The sequence below is a fragment of the Pseudoxanthomonas mexicana genome, from assembly GCF_046736355.1.
In the GTDB taxonomy this organism is placed as follows: Bacteria; Pseudomonadota; Gammaproteobacteria; order Xanthomonadales; family Xanthomonadaceae; genus Pseudoxanthomonas_A; species Pseudoxanthomonas_A mexicana_B.
The window spans coordinates 2,551,326-2,571,976 of sequence record NZ_CP157201.1; the positions used below are offsets into that span (position 1 = coordinate 2,551,326).

Annotated in this window: 23 protein-coding genes and 1 tRNA gene; 10 read left to right on the plus strand and 14 right to left on the minus strand. The window is 71.0% G+C overall.

The window, feature by feature from the left end; genetic code table 11:
- Positions 1-17 precede the first annotated feature (17 nt).
- From AAG688_RS11775 to AAG688_RS11790, 4 genes are all read right to left on the minus strand, one after another.
- On the minus strand, positions 18-1,574 hold the full coding sequence (locus tag AAG688_RS11775) for an N-acetylmuramoyl-L-alanine amidase (RefSeq protein WP_411832434.1): 1,557 nt from the start codon (positions 1,572-1,574) through the stop codon (positions 18-20).
- 51 nt (positions 1,575-1,625) lie between these two features.
- Positions 1,626-2,132 carry a tRNA (adenosine(37)-N6)-threonylcarbamoyltransferase complex ATPase subunit type 1 TsaE gene (tsaE, locus tag AAG688_RS11780; RefSeq protein ID WP_411832435.1) on the minus strand — a complete coding sequence of 169 codons (507 nt, stop codon included), beginning with the start codon at positions 2,130-2,132 and terminating at the stop codon, positions 1,626-1,628.
- Positions 2,133-2,195: 63 nt separating this feature from the next.
- Positions 2,196-2,543, minus strand: a complete 348-nt coding sequence (locus AAG688_RS11785; RefSeq protein WP_411832436.1) for a hypothetical protein — start codon at positions 2,541-2,543, stop codon at positions 2,196-2,198.
- Between the two features lie 84 nt (positions 2,544-2,627).
- The gene (locus AAG688_RS11790) at positions 2,628-4,100 is read right to left on the minus strand and encodes an NAD(P)H-hydrate dehydratase (protein ID WP_411832437.1); all 1,473 of its coding nucleotides are present in this window, start codon (positions 4,098-4,100) and stop codon (positions 2,628-2,630) included.
- A gap of 23 nt (positions 4,101-4,123) precedes the next feature.
- On the opposite strand from AAG688_RS11790, the gene queG reads away from it, so the two are divergent.
- Positions 4,124-5,233 (plus strand): tRNA epoxyqueuosine(34) reductase QueG, encoded by a 1,110-nt coding sequence (queG, locus tag AAG688_RS11795; RefSeq protein WP_411832438.1) that lies wholly within the window; start codon positions 4,124-4,126, stop codon positions 5,231-5,233.
- Positions 5,234-5,354: 121 nt separating this feature from the next.
- Here the strand turns inward: queG and pgi are convergent, their stop codons facing one another.
- From pgi to pcnB, 6 genes are all read right to left on the minus strand, one after another.
- A complete protein-coding gene (gene pgi / locus AAG688_RS11800; protein ID WP_411832439.1) occupies positions 5,355-6,872 on the minus strand; it encodes a glucose-6-phosphate isomerase in 1,518 nt (505 codons plus the stop codon).
- Positions 6,869-7,249, minus strand: a complete 381-nt coding sequence (gene panD, locus AAG688_RS11805) for an aspartate 1-decarboxylase (RefSeq protein WP_411832440.1) — start codon at positions 7,247-7,249, stop codon at positions 6,869-6,871. The genes pgi and panD overlap by 4 nt, the downstream gene beginning before the upstream one ends.
- A 115-nt stretch (positions 7,250-7,364) precedes the next feature.
- Positions 7,365-8,207, minus strand: a complete 843-nt coding sequence (gene panC / locus AAG688_RS11810; RefSeq protein ID WP_411832441.1) for a pantoate--beta-alanine ligase — start codon at positions 8,205-8,207, stop codon at positions 7,365-7,367.
- A gap of 43 nt (positions 8,208-8,250) precedes the next feature.
- Entirely contained in the window at positions 8,251-9,069 is an 819-nt protein-coding gene (gene panB / locus AAG688_RS11815) for a 3-methyl-2-oxobutanoate hydroxymethyltransferase (protein ID WP_411832442.1), read from the minus strand.
- A 17-nt stretch (positions 9,070-9,086) separates the two neighbouring features.
- A complete protein-coding gene (gene folK / locus AAG688_RS11820; RefSeq protein WP_411832443.1) occupies positions 9,087-9,578 on the minus strand; it encodes a 2-amino-4-hydroxy-6-hydroxymethyldihydropteridine diphosphokinase in 492 nt (163 codons plus the stop codon).
- Positions 9,575-10,906, minus strand: coding sequence for a polynucleotide adenylyltransferase PcnB (pcnB, locus tag AAG688_RS11825; RefSeq protein WP_411834993.1), 1,332 nt, complete (start codon positions 10,904-10,906; stop codon positions 9,575-9,577). Before pcnB ends, folK begins: the two co-directional genes overlap by 4 nt.
- Before the next feature lie 97 nt (positions 10,907-11,003).
- Here pcnB and AAG688_RS11830 point away from each other — a divergent pair.
- Positions 11,004-11,078 (plus strand) — tRNA-Glu (locus AAG688_RS11830).
- Between the two features lie 292 nt (positions 11,079-11,370).
- Here AAG688_RS11830 and AAG688_RS11835 read toward each other — a convergent pair.
- Positions 11,371-12,075: a pirin family protein gene (locus tag AAG688_RS11835; RefSeq protein ID WP_411832444.1), complete on the minus strand. Its 705-nt coding sequence runs from the start codon at positions 12,073-12,075 to the stop codon at positions 11,371-11,373.
- Between the two features lie 243 nt (positions 12,076-12,318).
- Between AAG688_RS11835 and fdxA the strand changes: the two genes are divergently transcribed.
- Positions 12,319-12,642, plus strand: coding sequence for a ferredoxin FdxA (fdxA, locus tag AAG688_RS11840; protein ID WP_411832445.1), 324 nt, complete (start codon positions 12,319-12,321; stop codon positions 12,640-12,642).
- Between the two features lie 100 nt (positions 12,643-12,742).
- Here fdxA and AAG688_RS11845 read toward each other — a convergent pair whose 3' ends face one another.
- Both AAG688_RS11845 and dapA read right to left on the minus strand, forming a co-directional pair.
- On the minus strand, positions 12,743-13,261 hold the full coding sequence (locus AAG688_RS11845; RefSeq protein ID WP_411832446.1) for a hypothetical protein: 519 nt from the start codon (positions 13,259-13,261) through the stop codon (positions 12,743-12,745).
- A gap of 14 nt (positions 13,262-13,275) precedes the next feature.
- Positions 13,276-14,184 (minus strand): 4-hydroxy-tetrahydrodipicolinate synthase, encoded by a 909-nt coding sequence (gene dapA / locus AAG688_RS11850; RefSeq protein WP_411832447.1) that lies wholly within the window; start codon positions 14,182-14,184, stop codon positions 13,276-13,278.
- Between the two features lie 139 nt (positions 14,185-14,323).
- Here dapA and AAG688_RS11855 point away from each other — a divergent pair, with 139 nt between their 5' ends.
- From AAG688_RS11855 to AAG688_RS11885, 7 genes are all read left to right on the plus strand, one after another.
- Positions 14,324-14,899, plus strand: a complete 576-nt coding sequence (locus AAG688_RS11855; RefSeq protein ID WP_411832448.1) for a glycine cleavage system protein R — start codon at positions 14,324-14,326, stop codon at positions 14,897-14,899.
- A 5-nt stretch (positions 14,900-14,904) separates the two neighbouring features.
- Positions 14,905-15,387, plus strand: a complete 483-nt coding sequence (locus AAG688_RS11860) for a peroxiredoxin (protein ID WP_411832449.1) — start codon at positions 14,905-14,907, stop codon at positions 15,385-15,387.
- A gap of 111 nt (positions 15,388-15,498) precedes the next feature.
- Entirely contained in the window at positions 15,499-16,896 is a 1,398-nt protein-coding gene (locus tag AAG688_RS11865) for a PhoH family protein (RefSeq protein ID WP_411832450.1), read from the plus strand.
- Positions 16,897-16,944: 48 nt separating this feature from the next.
- Positions 16,945-17,184, plus strand: coding sequence for a PF20097 family protein (locus AAG688_RS11870; RefSeq protein ID WP_411832451.1), 240 nt, complete (start codon positions 16,945-16,947; stop codon positions 17,182-17,184).
- Between the two features lie 24 nt (positions 17,185-17,208).
- Positions 17,209-17,895, plus strand: coding sequence for a YoaK family protein (locus AAG688_RS11875; RefSeq protein ID WP_411832452.1), 687 nt, complete (start codon positions 17,209-17,211; stop codon positions 17,893-17,895).
- Positions 17,896-17,950: 55 nt separating this feature from the next.
- A complete protein-coding gene (gene thiD / locus AAG688_RS11880) occupies positions 17,951-18,760 on the plus strand; it encodes a bifunctional hydroxymethylpyrimidine kinase/phosphomethylpyrimidine kinase (protein ID WP_411832453.1) in 810 nt (269 codons plus the stop codon).
- Positions 18,757-19,617, plus strand: a complete 861-nt coding sequence (locus AAG688_RS11885; RefSeq protein WP_411832454.1) for an alpha/beta fold hydrolase — start codon at positions 18,757-18,759, stop codon at positions 19,615-19,617. The genes thiD and AAG688_RS11885 overlap by 4 nt, the downstream gene beginning before the upstream one ends.
- On the opposite strand, the gene AAG688_RS11890 is transcribed toward AAG688_RS11885, so the two are convergent.
- A complete protein-coding gene (locus tag AAG688_RS11890) occupies positions 19,611-20,591 on the minus strand; it encodes a diguanylate cyclase (protein ID WP_411832455.1) in 981 nt (326 codons plus the stop codon). The genes AAG688_RS11885 and AAG688_RS11890 overlap by 7 nt on opposite strands.
- Positions 20,592-20,651 lie beyond the last annotated feature (60 nt).

Genomic DNA, 20,651 nt, shown 5'->3' on the forward strand with positions numbered 1-20,651 from the left:
CGAGCGCGGCGGAAGCGTCAGGGCGCGCCCGCGCCGGCGCCTGCGTTCTCGCGCGCCTGCTGTTGCTGCTGGGCGATGGCGGCGAACAGCGTGCCCGGCGGCGGCTGGCGGGTGAAGTAGGTGTTGACGCCGTCGAGCACCGCCGCGGCGACCTTGCGCTGGTAGGCCGGGTCCTTCAGCCGGCGCTCCTCGTCGACGTTGGAGATGAAGGCGGTCTCGACCAGCATCGAGGGCATGTCGGAAGTGCGCAGCACCGCGAAGTTGGCGCGCTCGATGTGCGGCTTGTGGTTGTTGCCGATGCGCTTGAGGCCGTCGAGCACGTGCGAGGCGGCGTCCTCGGACGCCTTCATGTGGCCGCTCTGGGCCAGGTCCAGCAGCACCGACGACAGGGTGTTGTCGACCTTCTGCAGGGCCACCCCGCCGATCAGGTCGGAGGCGTTTTCCTTGTCGGCCAGCCAGCGCGCGCGCTGCGAGGAGGCGCCCTTCAGCGACAGCACGTAGACCGAGGATCCGCGCGCGTTGCGGTTCTCGGCCGCGTCGGCGTGGATCGACACGAACATGTCGGCCTTGGCCGCGCGCGCCTTCTGCGCGCGCACCGGCAGCGGGATGAACACGTCGCTGTCGCGGGTCAGGTAGGCACGCATGCCCGGGGTGGCGTTGATCTGTCGCGCCAACTCGCGGGCGATCGCCAGCACCACGTTCTTCTCGTAGGTGCCGCCCGGGCCGACCGCGCCGGGATCCTGGCCGCCGTGGCCGGGATCGATGGCGATCACCAGCGGGCGCATGCCCGGCTGCATCGCCAGCGCAGGCCGCGCCGGCGGCGGCAGCGCATCGGCTTCGCGCGCGGGCGCCGTGGCCACCGCTTCCGGCTTGTCGGAAGACGGCGGGACGGCCTGCCCCGCCGCGATCGCGGGGCCGGAGGCGGCCGGGCTGGCGACCGCCATGTCGGTCGGATGGCCTTCGAGGATCGCCTGCGGCGACAGGCCCGAGGACGGCGGCGCCGGCACCGGCGTGGCCGGCGCGATCGTGGCGGCGCGGCTGACCTGCGTGGCGAGCGCGGCGGTGGCCTGCGCGGCGGTCGGGCCGGCAGGCGGGTGGATCGCGGAATCGATTGGCGAGGTGGACGACGACGACGCCGGCTGCGCCGCCACGGCTTCGCCCGGGCCATCGCCCGGCCATTCGATTACCAGCCTGGAGGTATTGCCGACGGTCTCCACGCGCGGTTTCAGCGGCACGGTATCGGCGGACAGGTCGAACACTACCCGCAAGGTGCCGGGCGTGGGCTGGCCGGTGCGCACGGCGCTGACGATGCCGGCCCCGGCCGGCAGCCGGAGGCCGCGGCGGGCGCTGGACGCGGGCAGATCGACGACCAGCCGGTCCGGTCCCTTCAGCGACAGCGTCTTGAACTCGCCCGCGCCCTGCAGGCGGATTTCCGCGCGGGTGCCGGTGGCGGTGCTGGCCAGATCGATGGCATCGACCTCGCCGGCCAGCACCGGCACGGCCAGGAACAGGGACAGCAGACCGCCCAGCCAGCGAAGGCTTTCAGGGATCGAGCGGGGCTTGCCGGGACGCATGGGGCGGATTCAAGCACCATCGCCGGCTGAATGCAAATATTTTTTCCTTAATTATCCGTGACCTGCCGGATCTTCCTGCGTGTGTCGGAGAAGTGATCGCTGCAAGTCGGCATTGGCGGCCAGCCGCCCGCCCCAGGCATGCCCCGCCGCCGAGGCCGGAAGCAGGCGCGCCCGCCTGCCTTGTCCTTCCACCGCCATCTCGATCGCCAGGTCGGCCGGCGGCAGCGCGCCCTGCCCGCGCTCGGGCCATTCGACCAGCCACAGCGTCGCCTCGGCCTCGTCCAGGCCGAGGAAATCCAGCTCGCCGGCATCGCCGATGCGGTACAGGTCCAAGTGCCACGCCTCGCCATCCGCCAGCGGGTAGCGCTCGACCAGCGTGTAGGTCGGGCTGCGGATGGCGCCCTGCACGCCCAGCGCGCGCAGCAGCGCACGCGCCAGCGTGGACTTGCCCGCGCCCAGGTCGCCGCGCAGGTGGACCACGGCCTGCGGCGGGCGCGTGGCGGCGAGCGCGTGGCCGAGCGCGTCGGTGGCGTCGCTGTCGGGGAGGAAGAGTTCCATCGCTTCAATCAAACCGCGTTGCCAGGCCGCGTCGCCCTGGATGATCTGTGGGTGCACACCGCGCTATGCCCAATCATCCACGGACTTGCGGCGGATGGCGCGTAGCGGCTTGTAGGTGCGCTGTACATTGAGCTTGTTTGCATTCGAATCATGGCGATAGATTTGGCGGAACAAGCCCTCCAATTCCTCGACCTGGGACTTGGTGATGTTGTCCCAGACCTCGTACACGGAGAAATGCGTCCAAAGGTCGGGCTTGCTGCGTCTATGCACCGTCAAACGGCCTTTGGCGCCGGATTTCTCGCCACGGGCCATGCCGACGTACACGACATCCATTGCCTTGGAATTCTTCCTGGCGTGGTAGAGAACATAGATACCACGGACCTTTGCCGGTACGCGGTTGATCTCGCTCACCGGCAGGAACTCCAGCGAGTTCTTGAAGAGATAACAGCTGCTGATTGGCATGGGGAAGGCTAGTGCGGGCAATGTCGCCGGATTCTACGGATTGCCCAGCCGCCGCAACTGCGCGACCAGGTCCGAAGGCAGCAGGCCACGCTCGCCGTCGCGCGCGGCGGCGTCGCCGGCCAGCGCGTGCAGCAGCGCGCCGGCGCTGGCCGCGTCGAACGCCGGCAGGCCCTGCGCGCGCAGCGCGGCGACGATGCCGGTCAGCGCATCGCCCATGCCGCCGACCGCCATGCCGGGATTGCCGGCGTCGATCACGCGCGGCACGTGCGCGGGCGCGGCGACGATCGTGCCGGCGCCCTTCAGCACCACGACCGAACCGTAGCGCTCGGCCAGCGCCTGCGCGGCGGCGAAGCGATCGCCCTGCACCTGCGCGCTGGTGGCGTCGAGCAGGCGCGCGGCCTCGCCCGGGTGCGGGGTCAGGATCGCGTCCTCCAGCCTCCGCGGCGCGCGCGCCAGCAGGTTCAGCGCATCGGCATCGACGACCAGCGGCTTGCCGGATTGCAATGCGATCCGGTGCAGTGCGCCGCCCCATTCGCCCTGCCCCAGTCCCGGGCCGAGCGCGATCGCGCCGGCGCGCGCGAGCAGCGGATGCAGGTCGGCGTCGGATTCGACCGCGTGCGCCATCGCCTCCGGACGTCGCGCGAGCAGCGCGGCGACGTGCTCGCGCCGGGTCGCCACGCTGGCCAGGCCAGCGCCCGCGCGCAGCGCGGCTTCGGCGCACAGCATCGCCGCGCCACCGCCGCCGTGGTCGCCTCCGATGCACAGCACATGCCCGGACTCGCCCTTGTGGGTGTTGCGCCGGCGCGGCAGCAGCCACTGCGCCAGCGCGGCGGCGGTGATGCGTTCGGCCGAGGCGGCGACGCCGTCGAAGGCTTCCGCCGGCACGTCCAGATCGTCCAGCAGCAGTTCGCCGGCGTATTCGAGCGCATCGCCGGTATGCAGCCCGGCGTGCGCGGCGATGAACTGCAACGTTTGCGTGGCGATGACCGCCACCGACGGCACCGCGCCGGTGTCCGCGTCGACGCCGGAAGGCACGTCCAGCGACAGCACCGGCACGCGCTGCGCGTTGATGGCGTCGATCAACCGGTGGCTGTCGGCGTCGGGCGCGCGCGACAGGCCGATGCCGAACAGCGCATCGACGACCAGGTCGGCCGCGGGCAGCGCGTCGTCGAAGATCTCCACGTGGCCGCCGGCGCCGACGTACTCGGTGCAGGCGCGCTGGGCCAGATCGGTGCGCGGCACGTGCGCGGCCAGGTGCGCCACGCCGACGCGCAGCCCGGCCCGCTGCGCCAGCCGCGCCAGCACGTAGCCGTCGCCGCCGTTGTTGCCCGGGCCGCAGACGACGAGCAGCGATCGCGCCGCCGGCCAGTGCCGCCGCAGGTGCGCCCAGGCGGCCTGGCCGGCGCGGGCCATCAGCGCGTAGGCGTCGCCGCCGAGCAGCGCGGCGGCCTGGGCATCGAGCCGGCGCGCGGCCGGCGTGGCGTACAGCGGAAAGGTGGCGGACATGCGCGCGATTCTATACTTGCCGCATGTCCGTGCCCGCCCTCCGCATCGCCGATCCCGTCACCCTGGCCGCGCGCATCCGCGCGCTGGCGGGCGAAATGGGGTTCCGGCGCTGCGGCATCTCCGGCATCGAGCTGGACGAGGACGAGGCGCACCTGCGCGACTGGCTCGCCAAGGGCCTGTACGGCTCGATGGAATGGATGGCGCGGCACGGCGACAAGCGCGCGCGCCCGCAGGAACTGGTGCCCGGCACGCTGCGGGTGATCTCCGTGGTCCTGGACTACGCCGACGGCGACGGCCAGCCGGACTGGGAGGCGCTGGCCGACGGCGAGCGCGCCTACGTCGCCCGCTACGCGCGCGGCCGCGACTACCACAAGCTGATGCGCAACCGCCTGCAGAAGCTGGCCGACCGCATCGCCGCCGAGGTCGGGCCGTTCGGCCACCGCGTGTTCGTCGATTCGGCGCCGGTGCTGGAACGCGCGCTGGCGCGCAACGCCGGGCTGGGCTGGATCGGCAAGCACACCTGCCTCATCGACAGGGACGGCGGCTCCTGGTTCTTCCTCGGCGAGATCTACATCGACCTGCCGCTGCCGATCGACGCGCCGGCCAGCGCGCATTGCGGCACCTGCACGCGCTGCATCGACGTCTGCCCGACCCGGGCCATCGTCGCGCCGTACCGGCTCGACGCGCGGCGCTGCATCTCCTACCTGACCATCGAGCACGAGGGCGCGATTCCCGAGGACCTGCGCGAAGGCATCGGCAACCGCATCTTCGGCTGCGACGACTGCCAGTTGGTCTGTCCCTGGAACAAGTTCGCCCGGCGCAGCGACGAGCCGGATTTCCGCGCGCGCAACAACCTGGACAAGGCGACGCTGGCCGAACTGTTCGCATGGACGGAAGACGAGTTCCTGGCCCGCACCGAAGGCTCGGCGATCCGCCGCAGCGGCCACGAGCGCTGGCTGCGCAACATCGCCGTGGCGCTGGGCAATGCGCCCGGCACGCCGGAGGTGCTGGAGGCGCTGGCGTCGCGCCGCGAGGATGCGTCGGCGCTGGTGCGCGAGCACGTGGCGTGGGCGCTGCGGCGGCATGGGGAAAAATGCAGAAGCGAAGAGCAGTTGCCGCTTCTGCCGGAATGAGCGGCCGAAGGCTCTCCGAACAGGCTCCTTCAATTCGTCATTCCCGCGCAGGCGGGAATGACGATATTTTGCTGGGAGAGCTCCCCAGGAGCGCACCGATTCCGGTCACGCCCCCATCGGCTCAACCCCTCGCCTTCACCTCGGCCAGCAGCGCGCGCGTTACCGGATCGTCCGCCTCTACCTCGCCCTTCAGCGCCGGCAGCAGGCCGCTGGCCAGCTGCTTGCCCAGCTCGACGCCGAACTGGTCGAAGGCATTGATGTCCCACAGCACCGACTGCGCGTAGACGCTGTGCTCGTACATCGCGATCAGCGCGCCCAGCGACTGCGGGGTCAGCGCGTCGAGCAGGATCAGCGTGCTCGGCCGGCCGCCGGCGTAGCTGCGGTGCGGATCGTCGCTGGGCTGGCCGTTGGCCAGCGCCTCGGTCTGCGCCAGCAGGTTGGACAGCAGCGCCTGGTGGTTCTCGGTGTGCCCGTGATCGGCGCGGATCACGCCGACGAAATCCAGCGGCACGGCGCCGGTGCCCTGATGCAGAGCCTGGAAGAAGCTGTGCTGCACGTCGGTGCCGGCCCCGCCCCACCACACCGGCACGGTCTCGACCGGGACCGGCGTGCCGTCGCGGCGCACCGACTTGCCCAGGCTCTCCATCACCAGTTGTTGCAGGTAGGCCGGCAGCAGCGCCAGGCGCTGGTCGTAGGTCATCACGCCGTAAGCGCCGTGGCCGAGCGCGTTGCGGTTCCAGATCGCGGTCAGCGCGTGGCCGATGGCGATGTTGCCGGCGATCGGCGCGTTCAGCGCGTGCGCGTCGAAATCCGCCGCGCCGGCCAGCAGCGCCTCGAAGCGATCGAAGCCCAGCGCCAGCGCAATCGGGAAGCCCACCGCCGACCACAGCGAATAGCGCCCGCCCACCCAGTCCCACATCGGCAGCACGCGCTCGGCCGCGATGTCGAACGCGGCCGCGGCGCGCTGCGGGTTGGCGCTGACCGCGTACAGCCGATCGCTGCCGCCGAGGAAGTCGCGCAGGATGCCGCCGTTGAGCAGCGTCTCCTGGGTGCCGAAGGTCTTGGAGATCAGCAGCGCGGCGGTGCGCGCCGGGTCCAGCCCGGCCAGGGTGCGCTGCGCGGCGGCGCCGTCGACGTTGGAGAGGAAGTGCACGCGGAAGCGCCCGGGCAGCGGATCGCGCAGCGCGTCGACCACCAGCCGCGGCCCCAGGTCCGAGCCGCCGATGCCGACGCTGACGATGTCGGTGACGTCGCTGGCGGCGAGCTGCCCGGTCAGCGTCCGCATCCGCGCGCGCACGTCCAGCGCGGCGGCATGCGCCTGCCGCGCGAACGCGGCGGCGGACAGATCGCCGCGCAGCGCGGTATGCAGCGCGGCGCGTCCCTCGGTCAGGTTGACCGGCTCGCCGTCGAACAGGCGGCGGAACGCGCCAGGCAGGTCGCGCTTTTCCGCCAGCGCATGCAGCGCGGCCAGCGCGGCGCGGTCGTAGGCCTGGCGCGCGGTGTTGACGTAGAGCGCGTCGTGGCGCAACGCCAGCGCGGCGGCGCGCTCGGGATCGGCGGCGACCAGCGCCGGCAGCGGCGTATCGGCCAGCCGTTCGGCGTGCGCCTTCAGCGCATCGAAATCGGGCGCGTCGCTCATGCGGCCTGCTTGGGGATGGAGTGGTTGGTGTGGGTGATGCGGTTGTGCCCGTCGACGTAGATCAGCGTGGGCTTGAACGCCTCGGCCTCCTGCTCGCTCATGCCGGCGAAGGCGGCGATGATGACCAGGTCGCCGACCTGCACGTGGCGCGCGGCGCCGCCATTGAGCGAGATGATGCCGCTGCCCTCGTCGGCGCGCAGCGCGTAGGTGGTGAAGCGCGCGCCGTTGGTGACGTCCCAGATGTGCACCTGCTCGAACTCGCGGATGCCGCTGGCGTCCAGCAGCGTGCCGTCGATGGCGATGGAACCTTCGTAGTTCAGTTCCGAATGGGTGACGGTGGCGCGGTGGATCTTGGTCTTGAGCAGGCTCAGTTGCATGGCGTCGCGGCTTGTCGGCGTGGGGGAAAACGCCGAGTTTAGCAGCCGTCCCGCGCGGCAATGGCCTTGGATTGGCGTGGTCGCGGCGATGCCCCGGGCACCGGCGCGCCGGCCCTCACCACTCCAGGTTGTCGATCAGCCGGGTCCTGCCCAGCCGCGCGGCGATCAGCGCCACCCGCGGCCCCGGCGCGCCTTCCTCCGGTTCGCCCAGGTCCGGCTGGCGCACCACGCTGTAGTCGACGGCGAAACCGGCCGCTTCCAACTGCGCGCTCGCCGCCGCCTCCAGTTGCGCGCGCGGCACGCCGTCCAGGCTGGACTGGCGCATCGCCAGCAGCGCGCGGCGGATTTCGGCCGCGCGCGGGCGCTCGTCGGCCGACAGGTACTGGTTGCGCGAGCTCATCGCCAGGCCGTCGGCCTCGCGCACGATGCCGCCGGCGAGGATCTCGATCGAGAACGCCAGGTCGCGCACCATCTGCCGGATCACCGCCAGCTGCTGGTAGTCCTTCTTGCCGAACGCGGCCACGTCCGGCTGCACCTGGTTGAACAGCCGCGCGACCACCGTGCAGACGCCGTCGAAGTGGCCGGGCCGGTGCGCGCCCTCCAGCAGCGAGCTGACGCCCGGCACGTGCACCCTGGCGGCCAGCTCGACGCCGAACGGGTACATCGACTCCACCGTCGGCAGCCACAGCGCGTCGCAGCCGGCGCCTTCCAGGCCGCTGGTGTCGGCCTCGGGCGTGCGCGGGTAGCGGGTGAAGTCCTCGTTGGGGCCGAACTGGGTCGGGTTGACGAACACGCTGGACACCACCCGATCGGCGTACTGCCGCGCCAGCATCACCAGCGAGTAGTGGCCGGCGTGCAGGTTGCCCATGGTCGGCACCAGCGCCACGCGCAGGCCCTGCCGCTTCCACTCGCGCACGCGGGCGCGCAGCAGGTCCAGCGCGGTGATGGTCTCGATCATCGGGTCTCGGGTCCTGTGTGGGACGGCGCGGATGCCGCGGGCATCAGCTGGCGTAGGAATGGGCGTCGTCGGGGAACGAACCGTCGCGGACTGCCTGCGCGTAGGCTGCGATCGCGCCGGCGACCGAACCGCCCTGGGCAAGGAAATCCTTGACGAAGCGCGGGCGGCGATGGCCGCTGTCCAAACCGAGCAGGTCGTGCAGCACCAGCACCTGGCCGTCGCAGCCGGGCCCGGCGCCGATGCCGATGGTCGGGATGGCCAGCGCGGCGGTGACCTCGGCGGCCAGCGGCGACGGCACGCATTCGAGCACCAGCAGCGCCGCGCCGGCCTGCGCCACCGCCTGCGCGTCGGCGCGCAGCCGCGCGGCGGCGGCGGCGTCGCGGCCCTGCACCTTGTAGCCGCCGAACTTCAGCACCGACTGCGGGGTCAGGCCCAGGTGCGCGCAGACCGGGATGTCGCGCTCGGCCAGGAAGCGGATGACTTCCAGCTTGTGGCCGGCGCCCTCCAGCTTGACCATCTCCGCGCCGGCCTGCAGCAGCGCGATGGCCGCGTCCAGCGCGCGCTCGGGCGTGGCGTCGGACTGGAACGGCAGGTCGGCCACCAGCAGCGCGCGCTTCAGCCCTCGCGCCACCGCGGCGGTGTGGTAGGCGATGTCCGCGACGGTGACCGGCAAGGTCGAATCGTGGCCCTGCACCACCATGCCCAGCGAGTCGCCGACCAGCACCAGATCGACGCCTGCGGCATCCATCGCGCGGGCGAATCCGGCGTCGTAGGCGGTCAACATGACCAGCTTGCGGCCCGCGCGCTTGGCTTCCACCAGCGCGGGCACGGTCCAGGGCTTGCTGTCGGCTTGGGTGCTCATGGCCGGGGATTATCCCCTCATAACGGATGGATATTCGACATATCCATCGCGGACGCAGCATTCCGGGCCGGGCCGAAGCCGGGAATCTCGGCGTCCGGCGCCACTTCCAGCAGCGGCGCCAGCGCGAAGGCGCGCAGGTGAAGGCGCGGATGCGGCAGTTGCAGGCCCGGTTCGTCGACGACCTGCGCACCGTACAGCAGCACGTCCAGGTCCAGCGTGCGCGGCCCCCAGCGGCGCTCCCGCGCGCGGTCGCGGCCGAAGCGGCGCTCGACTTCCAGCAGGGCCTCCAGCAGTGGCCGCGGCGCCAGCGCGGTCTGCACCAGCGCCACTGCGTTGACGAAGTCGGGCTGGTCCTCCACGCCCCACGCCGGCGTGCGGTACAGGCGCGAGAGCCGCAGCAGGCGCGTGCCCGGCAGCGCGTCCAGGGCCTGCGCCGCCTGCCGCAGGGTGGCGGCCGCATCGCCCACGTTGCCGCCCAGGCCGATGGCGGCGACCACCGGTTCGGTCATTCGCTGGCGGCGGCGGTGCTGCGCCGGCGGCGGCGGCGACGGCGGCGCGACGGCGGCGCGTCCTCGTCCACGTAGCTGTCGGTCGGCAGCGCCACGCCCAGCGCCTGGTCCAGTTCCGGGCCGGACTGGTGCTGGGCCTGCTGCCAGAACGCCACGTCCTCGGCATGCTCGGGCGAGGCGGCCAGGCGCAGCGCCAGGAAGTCGTAGGCGGCGCGGAAGCGCGGATGCGCCAGCAGCCGCATCACCCGCTTGCGCTGGCGGCCGGAGAAGCGCGACTGCAGCAGCCAGATCTCCTGCATCGGCAGCGAGAAGCGGCGCGGCAGCGCGATGGTGGTGAGCTGGTGCAGGGTCACCCGGTCGGCGGCGCGGCGCTGCGCCTCCTCGACGTGCACGCCCTGCGCCTGCAGCCCGGCCAGCGCGCGGCAGTACGCCGGCCACAGCAGCAGCGCGAACAGGAACGCCGGCGACACCGGTTCGTCAGCGGCCACCCGCCGGTCGGTGCCGCGCAGGCCCTCGATCAGCATCCGCCGCAGCGCGCCGCTGCGGTTGGACGCCAGCGCCGCGGCCGACTCCGGCAGCAGCACGCCGATCAGGCCGTAGCGCTCCAGCGCCTCGAAGCTGGCCACCGCGTGCCCGGACAGGAACAGCTTGAGGATCTCCTCGAACAGCCGCGCCGGCGCGGCCTCGGCCAGCAGCGGCGCCAGCGGCGCGATCGGCGCGGCGGTGGCCTCGTCGATGCTGAAGCCCAGCTTGGCCGCCAGCCGCACCGCGCGCAGCATGCGCACCGGGTCTTCGCGGTAGCGCTGCTCCGGGTCGCCGATCAGCTTGAGCCGGCGCGCCTGCACGTCCTCGAAGCCGCCGACGTAGTCGCGCACCGAGAAGTCCTCGATGGCGTAGTACAGCGCGTTGGCGGTGAAGTCGCGGCGCACCGCGTCGTCCTCGATGCTGCCGTAGACGTTGTCGCGCAGCAGGCGCCCGCCTTCGTGCAGTTCGCGGTCGCCGCTGCCGTCGTCGACGTTGGCGCGGAAGGTCGCGACCTCGATGATCTCGCGGCCGAACACCACGTGCGCCAGCCGGAAGCGGCGGCCGATCAGCCGGCAGTTGCGGAACAGGCCCTTGACCTGCTCGGGGGTGGCGTCGGTGGCGACGTCGAAGTCCTTGGGGTGTCCGCCGACCAGCAGGTCGCGGACCGCGCCGCCGACCAGGTAGGCGGCGAACCCGCCGTCGCGCAGGCGGTAAAGCACCCGCAGCGCGTTGGGGCTGATGTCCTTGCGCGAGATCGTGTGCTGCTCGCGCGGGATGATTCGCAGTGCGGCTTGCGGGGTAATGGTGGTCTGTCCGTGGCAGGTGGAACGGGCGCGCCGGGGCGTTGCCGGCGTCGCGGAAGCCGCCTATACTACTGCGCTTGGTCGGCATCACCCAAACGCTCCCTTCGTCTAGTGGTTAGGACGTGGCCCTCTCAAGGCTAAAACAGGGGTTCGAGTCCCCTAGGGAGCGCCAGCCGATCTCCCCCGCTCCATCCGCGCATCGCGCCGGCCCCTCCGGGTCCGGCGGCTTTGCCGTGTGTGGGGGATGGGAATTCGGGATTGGGCATTGGGGATTCGTAAAAGCGCATCGCCTTGCTCGTCATCCCCGGCGCAAGCGGAAGCGCTCAACAGCCGAACAGTTGGTCATCCGTTTTGCTCTTGCCCTGATTCCTGAAAGAGCAAAGGCAAGGCAAGTGGGTCCCAGCTTGCGCGATGCGCTTTTACGAATCCCCAATGCCCAATCCCGAATACCGAATCCCGGCCCCCTATCCCCCCGGCAAATCGAACACCAGCACCTCCGCGCTGCGCCCCTGCTCGATGCGGATCAGCGGCTCGCCTTCGTACAGCAGCGCATCGCCGGCCGCCAGCGGGCGGCCGTTGACCATCGCCTCGCCGCGCGCCATGTGCACGTAGCCCAGCCGGCCTTCGGCCAGCCGGTGATCGGCGCTCTCCGAACCTTCGAACAATCCCGCGTACAGGCGCGCGTCCTGCCGGATCGTCACCGAGCCGTCGATGCCGTCAGGACTGGCCAGCAGCCGCAGCCGGCCCTGCTTGTCGGCGGCCGGGAAGCGCCTTTCCTCGTACGAGGGCGGCCCGCCGGTGCGGTCGGGGAGGATCCAGATCTGCAGGAAGTGGGTGACGGCTTCCTGGCTGTGGTTGTATTCCGAATGGGTCACGCCGCTGCCGGCGCTCATGCGCTGCACGTCGCCCGGCACGATGCTGGAGCCGTTGCCCATCGAGTCGCGGTGGCCCAGCGCGCCCTCCAGCACGTAGCTGATGATTTCCATGTCGCGGTGGCCGTGCTCGCCGAAGCCCTGCCCGGGCGCGACCCGATCCTCGTTGATGACCCGCAGCGGCCCCCAGTGCACGTGGCGATCATCGCGATAGCCGGCGAAGGAGAAGCTGTGCCAGGACTCCAGCCAGCCGTGGTGGGCGTGGCCGCGTTCGCCGGCGGGACGCAGGGTGATCATCGCGGACTCCTCTTTCTTCTCGGAATGGCAAGGATGGAGGCGCGCCGGCCATCCGATAAGCCGGCCAATCCGCGCACGGACCGTGCCGGCGATGGAACGGTGCACCGCGCGGGATTATCGGCAGATCGGCCCTTGCCGGGCGTGACGACGCGCGCGGATGCGCCGTGGCGAGAATCCTTCTCAACAGCCGGGCGCGCACTGGTCTAAACTTGTCGGGTTTCCAGCGCATCGAACCGAAACACCATGCCCTTCGTCGTCACCGAGAACTGCATCAAGTGCAAGTACACCGACTGCGTGGAGGTCTGTCCGGTCGACTGCTTCCACGAAGGGCCGAATTTCCTGGTGATCGATCCGGACGAGTGCATCGACTGCACGCTGTGCGAGCCGGAATGCCCGATCAACGCGATCTACCCCGAGGACGACGTGCCGGCGGGCCAAGAGTCCTACGTCGCGCTCAATGCCGAGCTGTCGAAGGCGTGGCCGGTCATCACCACGCGCAAGGAACCGCTGCCCGACGCCAGCGAGTGGGACGGCAAGCCGAACAAGCTGCCGCTGCTGGAGCGCTGAATCCCGCCGGCCGCCACGGCGCGGCGGTGGCAGGGTGAAGGCAAGAAAGGAAACGGGCGCCCAGGGCGCCCGTTCCTGTATCTGCCCGCGACAGCGGCCGTCAGTTGCCCGACAGCCTGCCGCGCAGTTCGCCCATCAGCCGGGTCGCCGCCTCGCCGGTGGCCGGCAGGCCGCGCGGGTCCACCGCCGAGACATAGGCGCCGGCCTCGACGGCGACCACGCGGATCAGGAAGTTGCCGCCCTGGTAGGACACATCGTAGGTGCCCAGCAACTGCGCGCGGCTGGCGATGGCCGCGCCCTCGATGCCTTCCAGCGCCTGGCCCACCTTCGCGAACGCCTCCTCGCGCGAACCGGCGAGGGTGAAACCCGGGGACGAAGCGACTGGCGCGGCGGTGCCGGCGGCGGCGGGCTGGCCGGAGGCGGCCTGCGGGACCTGCATGGCGCCGGCGGTGCTGGGCAGGTTGAGGTCCGGCGGGACTTCCAGCGGGCGCGCTTCCGGCGCCAGCGCGTAGTCGCCGCGCGCACCCTTGCTGAACCACTTGCAGCCGGAGACACCGGCCACGGCGACGGCCAGCACTGCCAGGGCAAGCGGACGCGACAACGGATACGACAGACGCATGGAATTCTCCTGATTCAGGCCACGACGGATTCGCGGCTGGATTGTGCTTCGATGGCCGCGATCCGCGCGGCCAGGCGATCGGCCAGCGGTCGGTGCGCGGCCGACAGCGCCTGCAGCGGCAGGCGCAGGCCTTCGCCGTAGCCCAGCCGCTGCAACAGCGCCTTGAGCGGGATGGGGTTGGATTCGATGCCGAGGAAGGCGTGGAACTCGGCCAGCAGCGCTTCCTGCGCCTGCGCCGCGGCGGCATCGCCGGCGCGGGCCAGGTCGCAGAGCCGGCGGAACGCGGCCGGCAGCGCGTTGGAGCCGACCGAGATCAGGCCGTCGGCGCCGGCCAGCATCGCCCGCGCGGCGGTCGGGTCGTCGCCGCTGAGGACGGCGAAGCCGGGACGGCGCAGCGCCAGCAGCGCGTCCATCCGTTCCGGCTCGTTGCGCGCTTCCTTGATGCCGACGATGTTGGGGTGATCGACCAGCTCGGCCACCGTCTCCGGCAGCAGATCGCAACCGGTGCGGCCGGGCACGTTGTACAGCACCACCGGCAGGTCGCCCTGCTCGGCCACCGCGCGATAGTGCGCGATCAGGCCGGCCTGGGTCGGGCGCACGTACGGCGGGGTGACCACCAGCGCATGGCCGGCGCCGCAGGCGGCGGCGCGGCGGGTGGTGGCGATGGTCCGGGCGGTGTTCATCTGGCCGGTGCCGGCCAGCACCGGGATGCGCCCGCCGATCGTCTCGACCGCGATGCACAGCAGTTTCTCGTATTCCTCGTCGGTCAGCGCCGCCGCCTCGCCGGTGGAACCGGCCACGACCACGCCCTGGGTGCCGCCGTCGATCTGCTGTTTGAGCAGCCGGCGCCAGGCATCAAGGTCGAGTTCGCCCGTGGTGCCGAAGGGCGTGGCCAGTGCGGTGATGCTGCCGGAGAGGGACAAGCGGTTAGCCTCTGGACGATGTGGGGAGAAGCGCGTTGCGACCGCGCGGCCTGCGATGTTACTTGCGGCGCGAAAGCGCGGGCAAGTATGCTGGTCGCCGCGCCCGGGACGTGCCGGGCCGCCATTCAGACTCGCAGTGATGCCGGAAGCCCCTTTGACCGATTCCACGCCCCGGCCTTCGCCGAACGAAAACCATCTCCTGATCAACGCCTACACGACGCATCCGGAGTCGCCGCTGCTGGCGGTGACCCGGCGCATCGCCGACTCGGGCTGCAACCTGGTCGATGCGCGGCTGTCCACGGTCGGCCGCGACGTGTCGGTGACCGCGCTGGCGACCGGCTCGTGGGACGCGGTGGCCAAGCTGGAGGCGATGATGACCCGGCTCGAGCGCGAGGAAGGCCTGAAGCTGGTCTGGTACCGCACCGGCGCCAAGGTCGTGCAGTCCAACCTGTTGCCGTACATCGTCGAGGTGGTGGCGGCCGACAAGCCCGGCATCCTGTTCCAGCTGGCCGATTTCTTCGACCGCCAGGGCATCACCATCGAGAACCTGCAGAGCACCCGCTACCGGGCGATGCAGACCGGCGCGGAGATGTTCTCGGCGCAGGTCACCATCGGCGTGCCGGCCAACATGCACATCGCCGCGCTGCGCGACGATTTCCTCGAATTCTGCGACCATCTGAACCTGGACGCGATCATGGATCCGATGAAGTTCTGACGCTGATGACGGCATCCGGCAAGGCCCTGACGAAAACCACGCTCGACCTGCCGCTGGCGCTGTCCGGCGGCGCCACGGCCAGGCTCGCCGACTACGCCGGCCAATGGCTGGTGCTCTACTTCTACCCGAAGGACAGCACGCCCGGCTGCACCACCGAAGGGCTGGATTTCAACGCGCGCCTGGCCGACTTCAAGCATCGCAACGCGTCGGTGCTGGGCGTGTCGCGCGATTCGGTGAAGTCGCACGACAACTTCTGCGCCAGGCAGGGTTTCGCCTTCCCGCTGGTCAGCGACGCCGACGAGAAGCTGTGCCGCGCCTTCGACGTTATCCACGAGAAGAACATGTACGGGCGCAAGGTGATGGGCGTGGTGCGCAGCACCTTCCTGATCTCGCCCCAGGGCCGCGTCGTGCAGGAATGGCGCGGCGTCAAGGTGCCCGGCCACGCCGACGCCGTGCTGGACGCGCTGAAGGCCGCACAGGCGAAGTGATCGAATCCTTTTTTCCTTTCCCCTCCATCCCGTGCCGCGGCGGGCGTGGAGGCTGGCTGCTGTCCGCGATCCAGACACCCGTGTTCACACATCAATCCCAGGGGTAGCCGAATGACCCGAAGCAAGCGCATCTATGTGCTGGACACCAACGTGCTGATGCACGACCCCACCGCGCTGTTCAAGTTCGAGGAGCACGACGTCTACCTGCCGATGCAGGTGATCGAGGAACTGGACAACGGCAAGAAGGGCACCTCGGAGGCGAGCCGCAACGCGCGCCAGGTCAGCCGCTTCCTCAACGAGCTGGTCGAGAAGGCCGGGCTGGAGAAGCTGGCCGACGGCATCCCGCTGGTGCAGCCCAACGGCCTGCAGCTGCGCGGCGGCAGGAGCGCCGGCTGCCTGCGCTTCCAGACCAGCCATTTCGAGGCGGGCAAGAGCTTCGGCGCGGTGATCCCGGACAACGCCATCCTCGGCGCGATCCTGGTGCTGAAGGAGCAGCACCCGGACATCCCGGTGGTGTTCGTCTCCAAGGACATCAACCTGCGCATCAAGGCGGCCATCGCCGGCATCGTGTCGGAGGATTACGAGAACGACCGCGCGCTGGACGACTTCAGCCTGCTCTACACCGGCGCGACCGCGCTGCCGGAGGACTTCTGGTCGCGCCACGGCCGCGATCTGAAGTCCTGGACCGAGAAGGGCCGCACCTACTACCGGGTCGAACTGGGCCAGGACGAGGACTGGCATCCCAACCAGTACCTCTACCTGCCCGGCGACGAGCAGTCCGAGTTCCGCGTCACCCGGGTCGAGCACGGCCAGGCCGAGATGCAGATCGTCGACGACTACCGCAACCACCAGCATTCGGTCTGGGGCATCAGCGCGCGCAACCGCGAGCAGAACTTCGCCCTCAACGCGCTGATGGATCCGGAAGTGGACTTCGTCAGCCTGCTCGGCACCGCCGGCACCGGCAAGACCCTGCTGGCGCTGGCCGCCGGCCTGGCGCAGACGATGGACCAGCAGCGCTACCGCGAGATCATCATGACCCGCGCCACGGTCAGCGTCGGCGAGGACATCGGCTTCTTGCCCGGCACCGAGGAGGAGAAGATGACGCCGTGGATGGGCGCGCTGACCGACAACCTGGAAGTGCTCACCCACAACCAGGAGGGCGGCGCCTGGGGCCGCGCGGCGACCAACGACCTGCTCGCCAGCCGCATCAAGATCCGCTCGATGAACTTCATGCGCGGGCGCACCTTCCTGTCGCGCTACCTGATCCTGGACGAGGCGCAGAACCTGACCCCCAAGCAGATGAAGACGCTGATCACCCGCGCCGGCCCCGGCACCAAGATCGTCTGCCTGGGCAACGTCGAGCAGATCGACACGCCGTACCTGACCGAGACCACCTCGGGCCTGACCTACGCGGTGGATCGCTTCAAGAACTGGGCGCACAGCGCGCACGTGACGCTGCGCCGCGGCGAGCGCTCGCGGCTGGCCGACTACGCTTCCGAAGTGCTTTGACGTCCACGCCGCCGGCTTTTTTTCCATCCATCCATCCAGGAATACCCCATGAGTGTCCAGCCTGATTCGGAATGCCCCAAGTGCCGCGGCCGCATGCAGGTCGGCTACTTGCTCGAGCGTGGCCACGGCGACCGCCGCGCCGCGGCCGCGTGGATCGAGGGAGAACCGGAGCCCTCGTTCTGGCAGGGGCTGAAGACGACAGGCCGGGACGTGTTCGAAACCCGTACCTACCGGTGCGCGAAGTGCGGCTTCCTGGAGTCGTACGCACGGGTGGGCATCGGCGACTGATGCGCGCCGCGCCGCGCTGACGTCATGGGCCTGCAACTGCCGCGCTGGGTCTGGATAGGCGCCGTCTCGCTGTCCTGCGTGTCGGGCATGGTCAACGCGATCGGCTACCTGGGCTTCGAGCACCAGGCGGTCAGCCACCTGACCGGCACGACCAGCCTGCTCGGCATCGCGCTGACCCAGGGCGACGGCGTGGCCATCGCGCACCTGTGGGGCGTGCTGATCGCCTTCAGCTTCGGCGCCATGCTCAGCGGCATGATCATCCAGGACAGCACGCTGAAGCTGGGACGCCGCTACGGGGTGGCGCTGACGCTGGAGGCGCTGCTGCTGTTCGCCTCGGTACCGCTGTTCAAGCAGCAGCAGATCTGGGGCGCGCTGGCGGCGGCGATGGCCTGCGGCCTGCAGAACGCGATGGCCACCACCTTCAGCGGCGCGGCCATCCGCACGACCCACGTCAGCGGCATGTTCACCGACCTGGGCATCGGCCTGGGCCACCTGCTGCGCGGGATGCCGCTGCCGATCCGGCGGTTGACGCTGAGCGGGCTCATCATCACCGGCTTCCTGGCCGGAGGCATCCTCGGCGCGTGGCTGTTCGCGCGCCTGGAGTACGACGCGCTGCTGGCGCCGGCCGCGCTGACCGGGCTGGTCGGCATCGTCTACGCCGGCTACCGGCAATGGAAGCTGGTGCAGCAGCGGCGCGCGCGGTCGCCGTGACGGCCGTGCGGCGCGCAGGTCGCGCCCTGCGCGCCGATGCAGGCACAATCGCGGCATGGACACCCCTTCCCCCGTCGTATCCGCCCTGACCATCGCCGGCTCCGATTCCGGCGGCGGCGCCGGCATCCAGGCCGATCTCAAGACCTTCGCCGCGCACCGCGTGCACGGGCTGTCGGCGCTGGCCGCGCTGACCGCGCAGCACACCCGCGCGGTGACCGCGGTGCACGTGCCGCCCGTCGATTTCCTCGACGCGCAGATCGACGCCTGCTTCGACGACTTCCGCATCGGCGCGATCAAGCTGGGCATGCTGGCCAGCGACGGGGTCATCGCGACGGTGGCGCGCGCGATCGAGCGCCACCGGCCGCCGCACGTGGTGCTGGACCCGGTGATGATCGCCACCAGCGGCGCCAAACTTCTGCAGGACGACGCCTTGCAGTCGCTGCGCGAGCGCCTGCTGCCGCGGGCCACGGTGATCACGCCCAACCTGCCGGAAGCCGAACTGCTGCTGGGCCGCGCCATCGGCGACGTCGAGGCGATGGGCGAGGCGGCGCGCGCGCTGCTGGCACTGGGCGCGCCGGCGGTGTTGCTCAAGGGCGGGCACCTGCCCGGTGGCGGCGAGGTCACCGACCTGTTCGCCGACGCGAGCGGAATCCATGCGATCAGCCACCCGCGCCTGCCGCTGGAGGCGCACGGCACCGGCTGCACGCTGGCCTCGGCGATCGCCGCCAACCTGTGCCGCGGCCTGCCGCTGCACGAGGCCTGCCTGGCCGCCTCCGACTACGTGCACCGCGCGCTGGCGGGCGGCTACCGGCCCGGGCGCGCGGAGGTGCGGGTGCTGGATCACTTCGGCGCGGCCAGCCGATGAGCATCACCCCCGACGAAACCTTCCTGACCGCCAGCGACGGCCATCGCTTCCCGCTGCTGTCGCGCATCCCCGACGATGCGCGCATGGCCCTGCTGTGGCTGCCGGCGCTGGGCGTGGCCGCACGCCACTACTTGCCCTTCGCCGATGCGCTGGCCGCGCGCGGCGTGGCGGTCTTCGTGCACGAATGGCGCGGCAACGGCGGCAGCAGCCTGCGCGCCGGCCGCGGCCACGACTGGGGTTACCGCGAACTGCTGGAACGGGACCTGCCGCTCGGCGACCAGACCGTGCAGCGGCACCTGCCGCACGTCCCCTGCGCGATCGGCGGCCACAGCCTGGGCGGGCAGCTCGCCGCCTGCTACCTGGGCCTGCATCCGCACGCCTTCGCGCGGCTGTGGCTGGTCGCCAGCGGCAGCCCGCACTGGCGCGCCTTCCCCGGCCTGCGCGGGCTGTCGCTGCCGTGGTTCTACCGCTTCGCGATCTGGCTCTCGCACCGGCGCGGGTTCCTGCCCGGCCGCCGGCTCGGCTTCGGCGGCAACGAGGCGCGCAGCCTGATCGAGGACTGGGCGCGGGTCGGCCTGTCCGGCCGCTACGCCGCCGCCGGCATGACTGTCGATCCGGAAGCGGGCATGGCGACGGTGGACGCCGCCATCGACGCGGTGCTGCTGCGACGCGACTGGCTGGCGCCGCCGGCCTCGCTGCGGGCGCTGCTGGCGAAGCTGCCGCGGGCCGACGCGCGCGTCCTCACGCTGGATGCCGATGCGCTCGGCGCGCCGGCCGATCACTTCGCCTGGATGCGCCACCCGGACGCGGTGGCCGATGCACTGCTGCGGCCCACGCTGGCCGCCGGCGATCAGTAGACCGCGATGCAGTCGCGGCCGTTGCGCTTGGCCCGGTACAGCGCGCTGTCGGCCGCGTCCACCCACTCGCTGACGCTGGCGATGCTGCTGTTGATCTCGGCCAGGCCGATGCTGACCGTGCAGCGCAGGCCGTCGCGGTTGAACACGTAGACGGCGACCTGCCGGCGCAGCCGCTCGGCCGCCACGATGGCCTCCTCCCAGCGCGTCTCCGGCATCACGATGCCGAACTCGTCGCCGCCGTAGCGCCCGCCGGTGTCGGTCTCGCGCAGGCAGGCCTTCAGCAGCCGCGCGAACTCCTCGACTACGTGGTCGCCCATCGTGTGGCCGTGGCTGTCGTTGATGCTCTTGAAGTGATCGATGTCGATCAGGATCAGCACCGCCGGCCGGCCGCTGCGCTGGAAGCGCTTGAGTTCCAGCGAGGCGGCGTATAGCCACTGCTGGCGGTTCATCAGCCCGGTCGCGCCGTCGAAGCGCGCCATCCGGTCGAGCATCTCGCGCTGGTGCCGCGCCTTCAGCCAGATCGTGTGCACCGAATGGCCGATCGCCATCGGATAGGCGATCAGCAGCGGCAGGCTGGCCAGCAGCATCGCCTGCGTCGCGTTCGGCTGGAAGGCGAAGCCCCACGCCGCGCTGGCGGCGATGCAGGTGAGCAGCATCCCCAGCAGGCAGCGCAGGGCGAACCGCCAGCCGCCGACGATCATCTTGTCCATCGTCAGCATCACCGCCAGCACCGCGCTCGGCACCAGCGCGAACTGCATCGCCGCGATCCAGAACCCGCCCATCGCCGAGTCGAAGGCCAGGTTGCGGTATTCGGCCTGCACCGGCTCGACGCTGCGCCGCACCAGCCGGTAGGCCAGGTGCGGCCAGACCAGCAGGTTGGCGGCCAGCAGGATCCACGCGTCGATGCCGGCGCCATGCTCGTGCAGCGCCGCGCCCACGCAGATCATCCCCATCGCCAGCCCCAGCGTCCGCATCCGATAGGTGCGCAGGCCCGGCGTCCGCGACGGCGCGGGCTGTTCGGGGCGGGACGGCGC

Excerpts from the sequence above, each read along its gene's own strand:
- AAG688_RS11775 (WP_411832434.1), bottom strand. The coding sequence starts at position 1,574 with ATGCGTCCCGGCAAGCCCCGCTCGATCCCTGAAAGCCTTCGCTGGCTG.
- tsaE (WP_411832435.1), bottom strand. The coding sequence starts at position 2,132 with ATGGAACTCTTCCTCCCCGACAGCGACGCCACCGACGCGCTCGGCCAC.
- AAG688_RS11790 (WP_411832437.1), bottom strand. The coding sequence starts at position 4,100 with ATGTCCGCCACCTTTCCGCTGTACGCCACGCCGGCCGCGCGCCGGCTC.
- queG (WP_411832438.1), top strand. The coding sequence starts at position 4,124 with ATGTCCGTGCCCGCCCTCCGCATCGCCGATCCCGTCACCCTGGCCGCG.
- pgi (WP_411832439.1), bottom strand. The coding sequence starts at position 6,872 with ATGAGCGACGCGCCCGATTTCGATGCGCTGAAGGCGCACGCCGAACGG.
- panD (WP_411832440.1), bottom strand. The coding sequence starts at position 7,249 with ATGCAACTGAGCCTGCTCAAGACCAAGATCCACCGCGCCACCGTCACC.
- panC (WP_411832441.1), bottom strand. The coding sequence starts at position 8,207 with ATGATCGAGACCATCACCGCGCTGGACCTGCTGCGCGCCCGCGTGCGC.
- panB (WP_411832442.1), bottom strand. The coding sequence starts at position 9,069 with ATGAGCACCCAAGCCGACAGCAAGCCCTGGACCGTGCCCGCGCTGGTG.
- folK (WP_411832443.1), bottom strand. The coding sequence starts at position 9,578 with ATGACCGAACCGGTGGTCGCCGCCATCGGCCTGGGCGGCAACGTGGGC.
- AAG688_RS11835 (WP_411832444.1), bottom strand. The coding sequence starts at position 12,075 with ATGATCACCCTGCGTCCCGCCGGCGAACGCGGCCACGCCCACCACGGC.
- fdxA (WP_411832445.1), top strand. The coding sequence starts at position 12,319 with ATGCCCTTCGTCGTCACCGAGAACTGCATCAAGTGCAAGTACACCGAC.
- AAG688_RS11845 (WP_411832446.1), bottom strand. The coding sequence starts at position 13,261 with ATGCGTCTGTCGTATCCGTTGTCGCGTCCGCTTGCCCTGGCAGTGCTG.
- AAG688_RS11855 (WP_411832448.1), top strand. The coding sequence starts at position 14,324 with ATGCCGGAAGCCCCTTTGACCGATTCCACGCCCCGGCCTTCGCCGAAC.
- AAG688_RS11860 (WP_411832449.1), top strand. The coding sequence starts at position 14,905 with ATGACGGCATCCGGCAAGGCCCTGACGAAAACCACGCTCGACCTGCCG.
- AAG688_RS11865 (WP_411832450.1), top strand. The coding sequence starts at position 15,499 with ATGACCCGAAGCAAGCGCATCTATGTGCTGGACACCAACGTGCTGATG.
- AAG688_RS11870 (WP_411832451.1), top strand. The coding sequence starts at position 16,945 with ATGAGTGTCCAGCCTGATTCGGAATGCCCCAAGTGCCGCGGCCGCATG.
- AAG688_RS11875 (WP_411832452.1), top strand. The coding sequence starts at position 17,209 with ATGGGCCTGCAACTGCCGCGCTGGGTCTGGATAGGCGCCGTCTCGCTG.
- thiD (WP_411832453.1), top strand. The coding sequence starts at position 17,951 with ATGGACACCCCTTCCCCCGTCGTATCCGCCCTGACCATCGCCGGCTCC.
- AAG688_RS11885 (WP_411832454.1), top strand. The coding sequence starts at position 18,757 with ATGAGCATCACCCCCGACGAAACCTTCCTGACCGCCAGCGACGGCCAT.
- AAG688_RS11890 (WP_411832455.1), bottom strand. The coding sequence starts at position 20,591 with ATGCGGACGCTGGGGCTGGCGATGGGGATGATCTGCGTGGGCGCGGCG.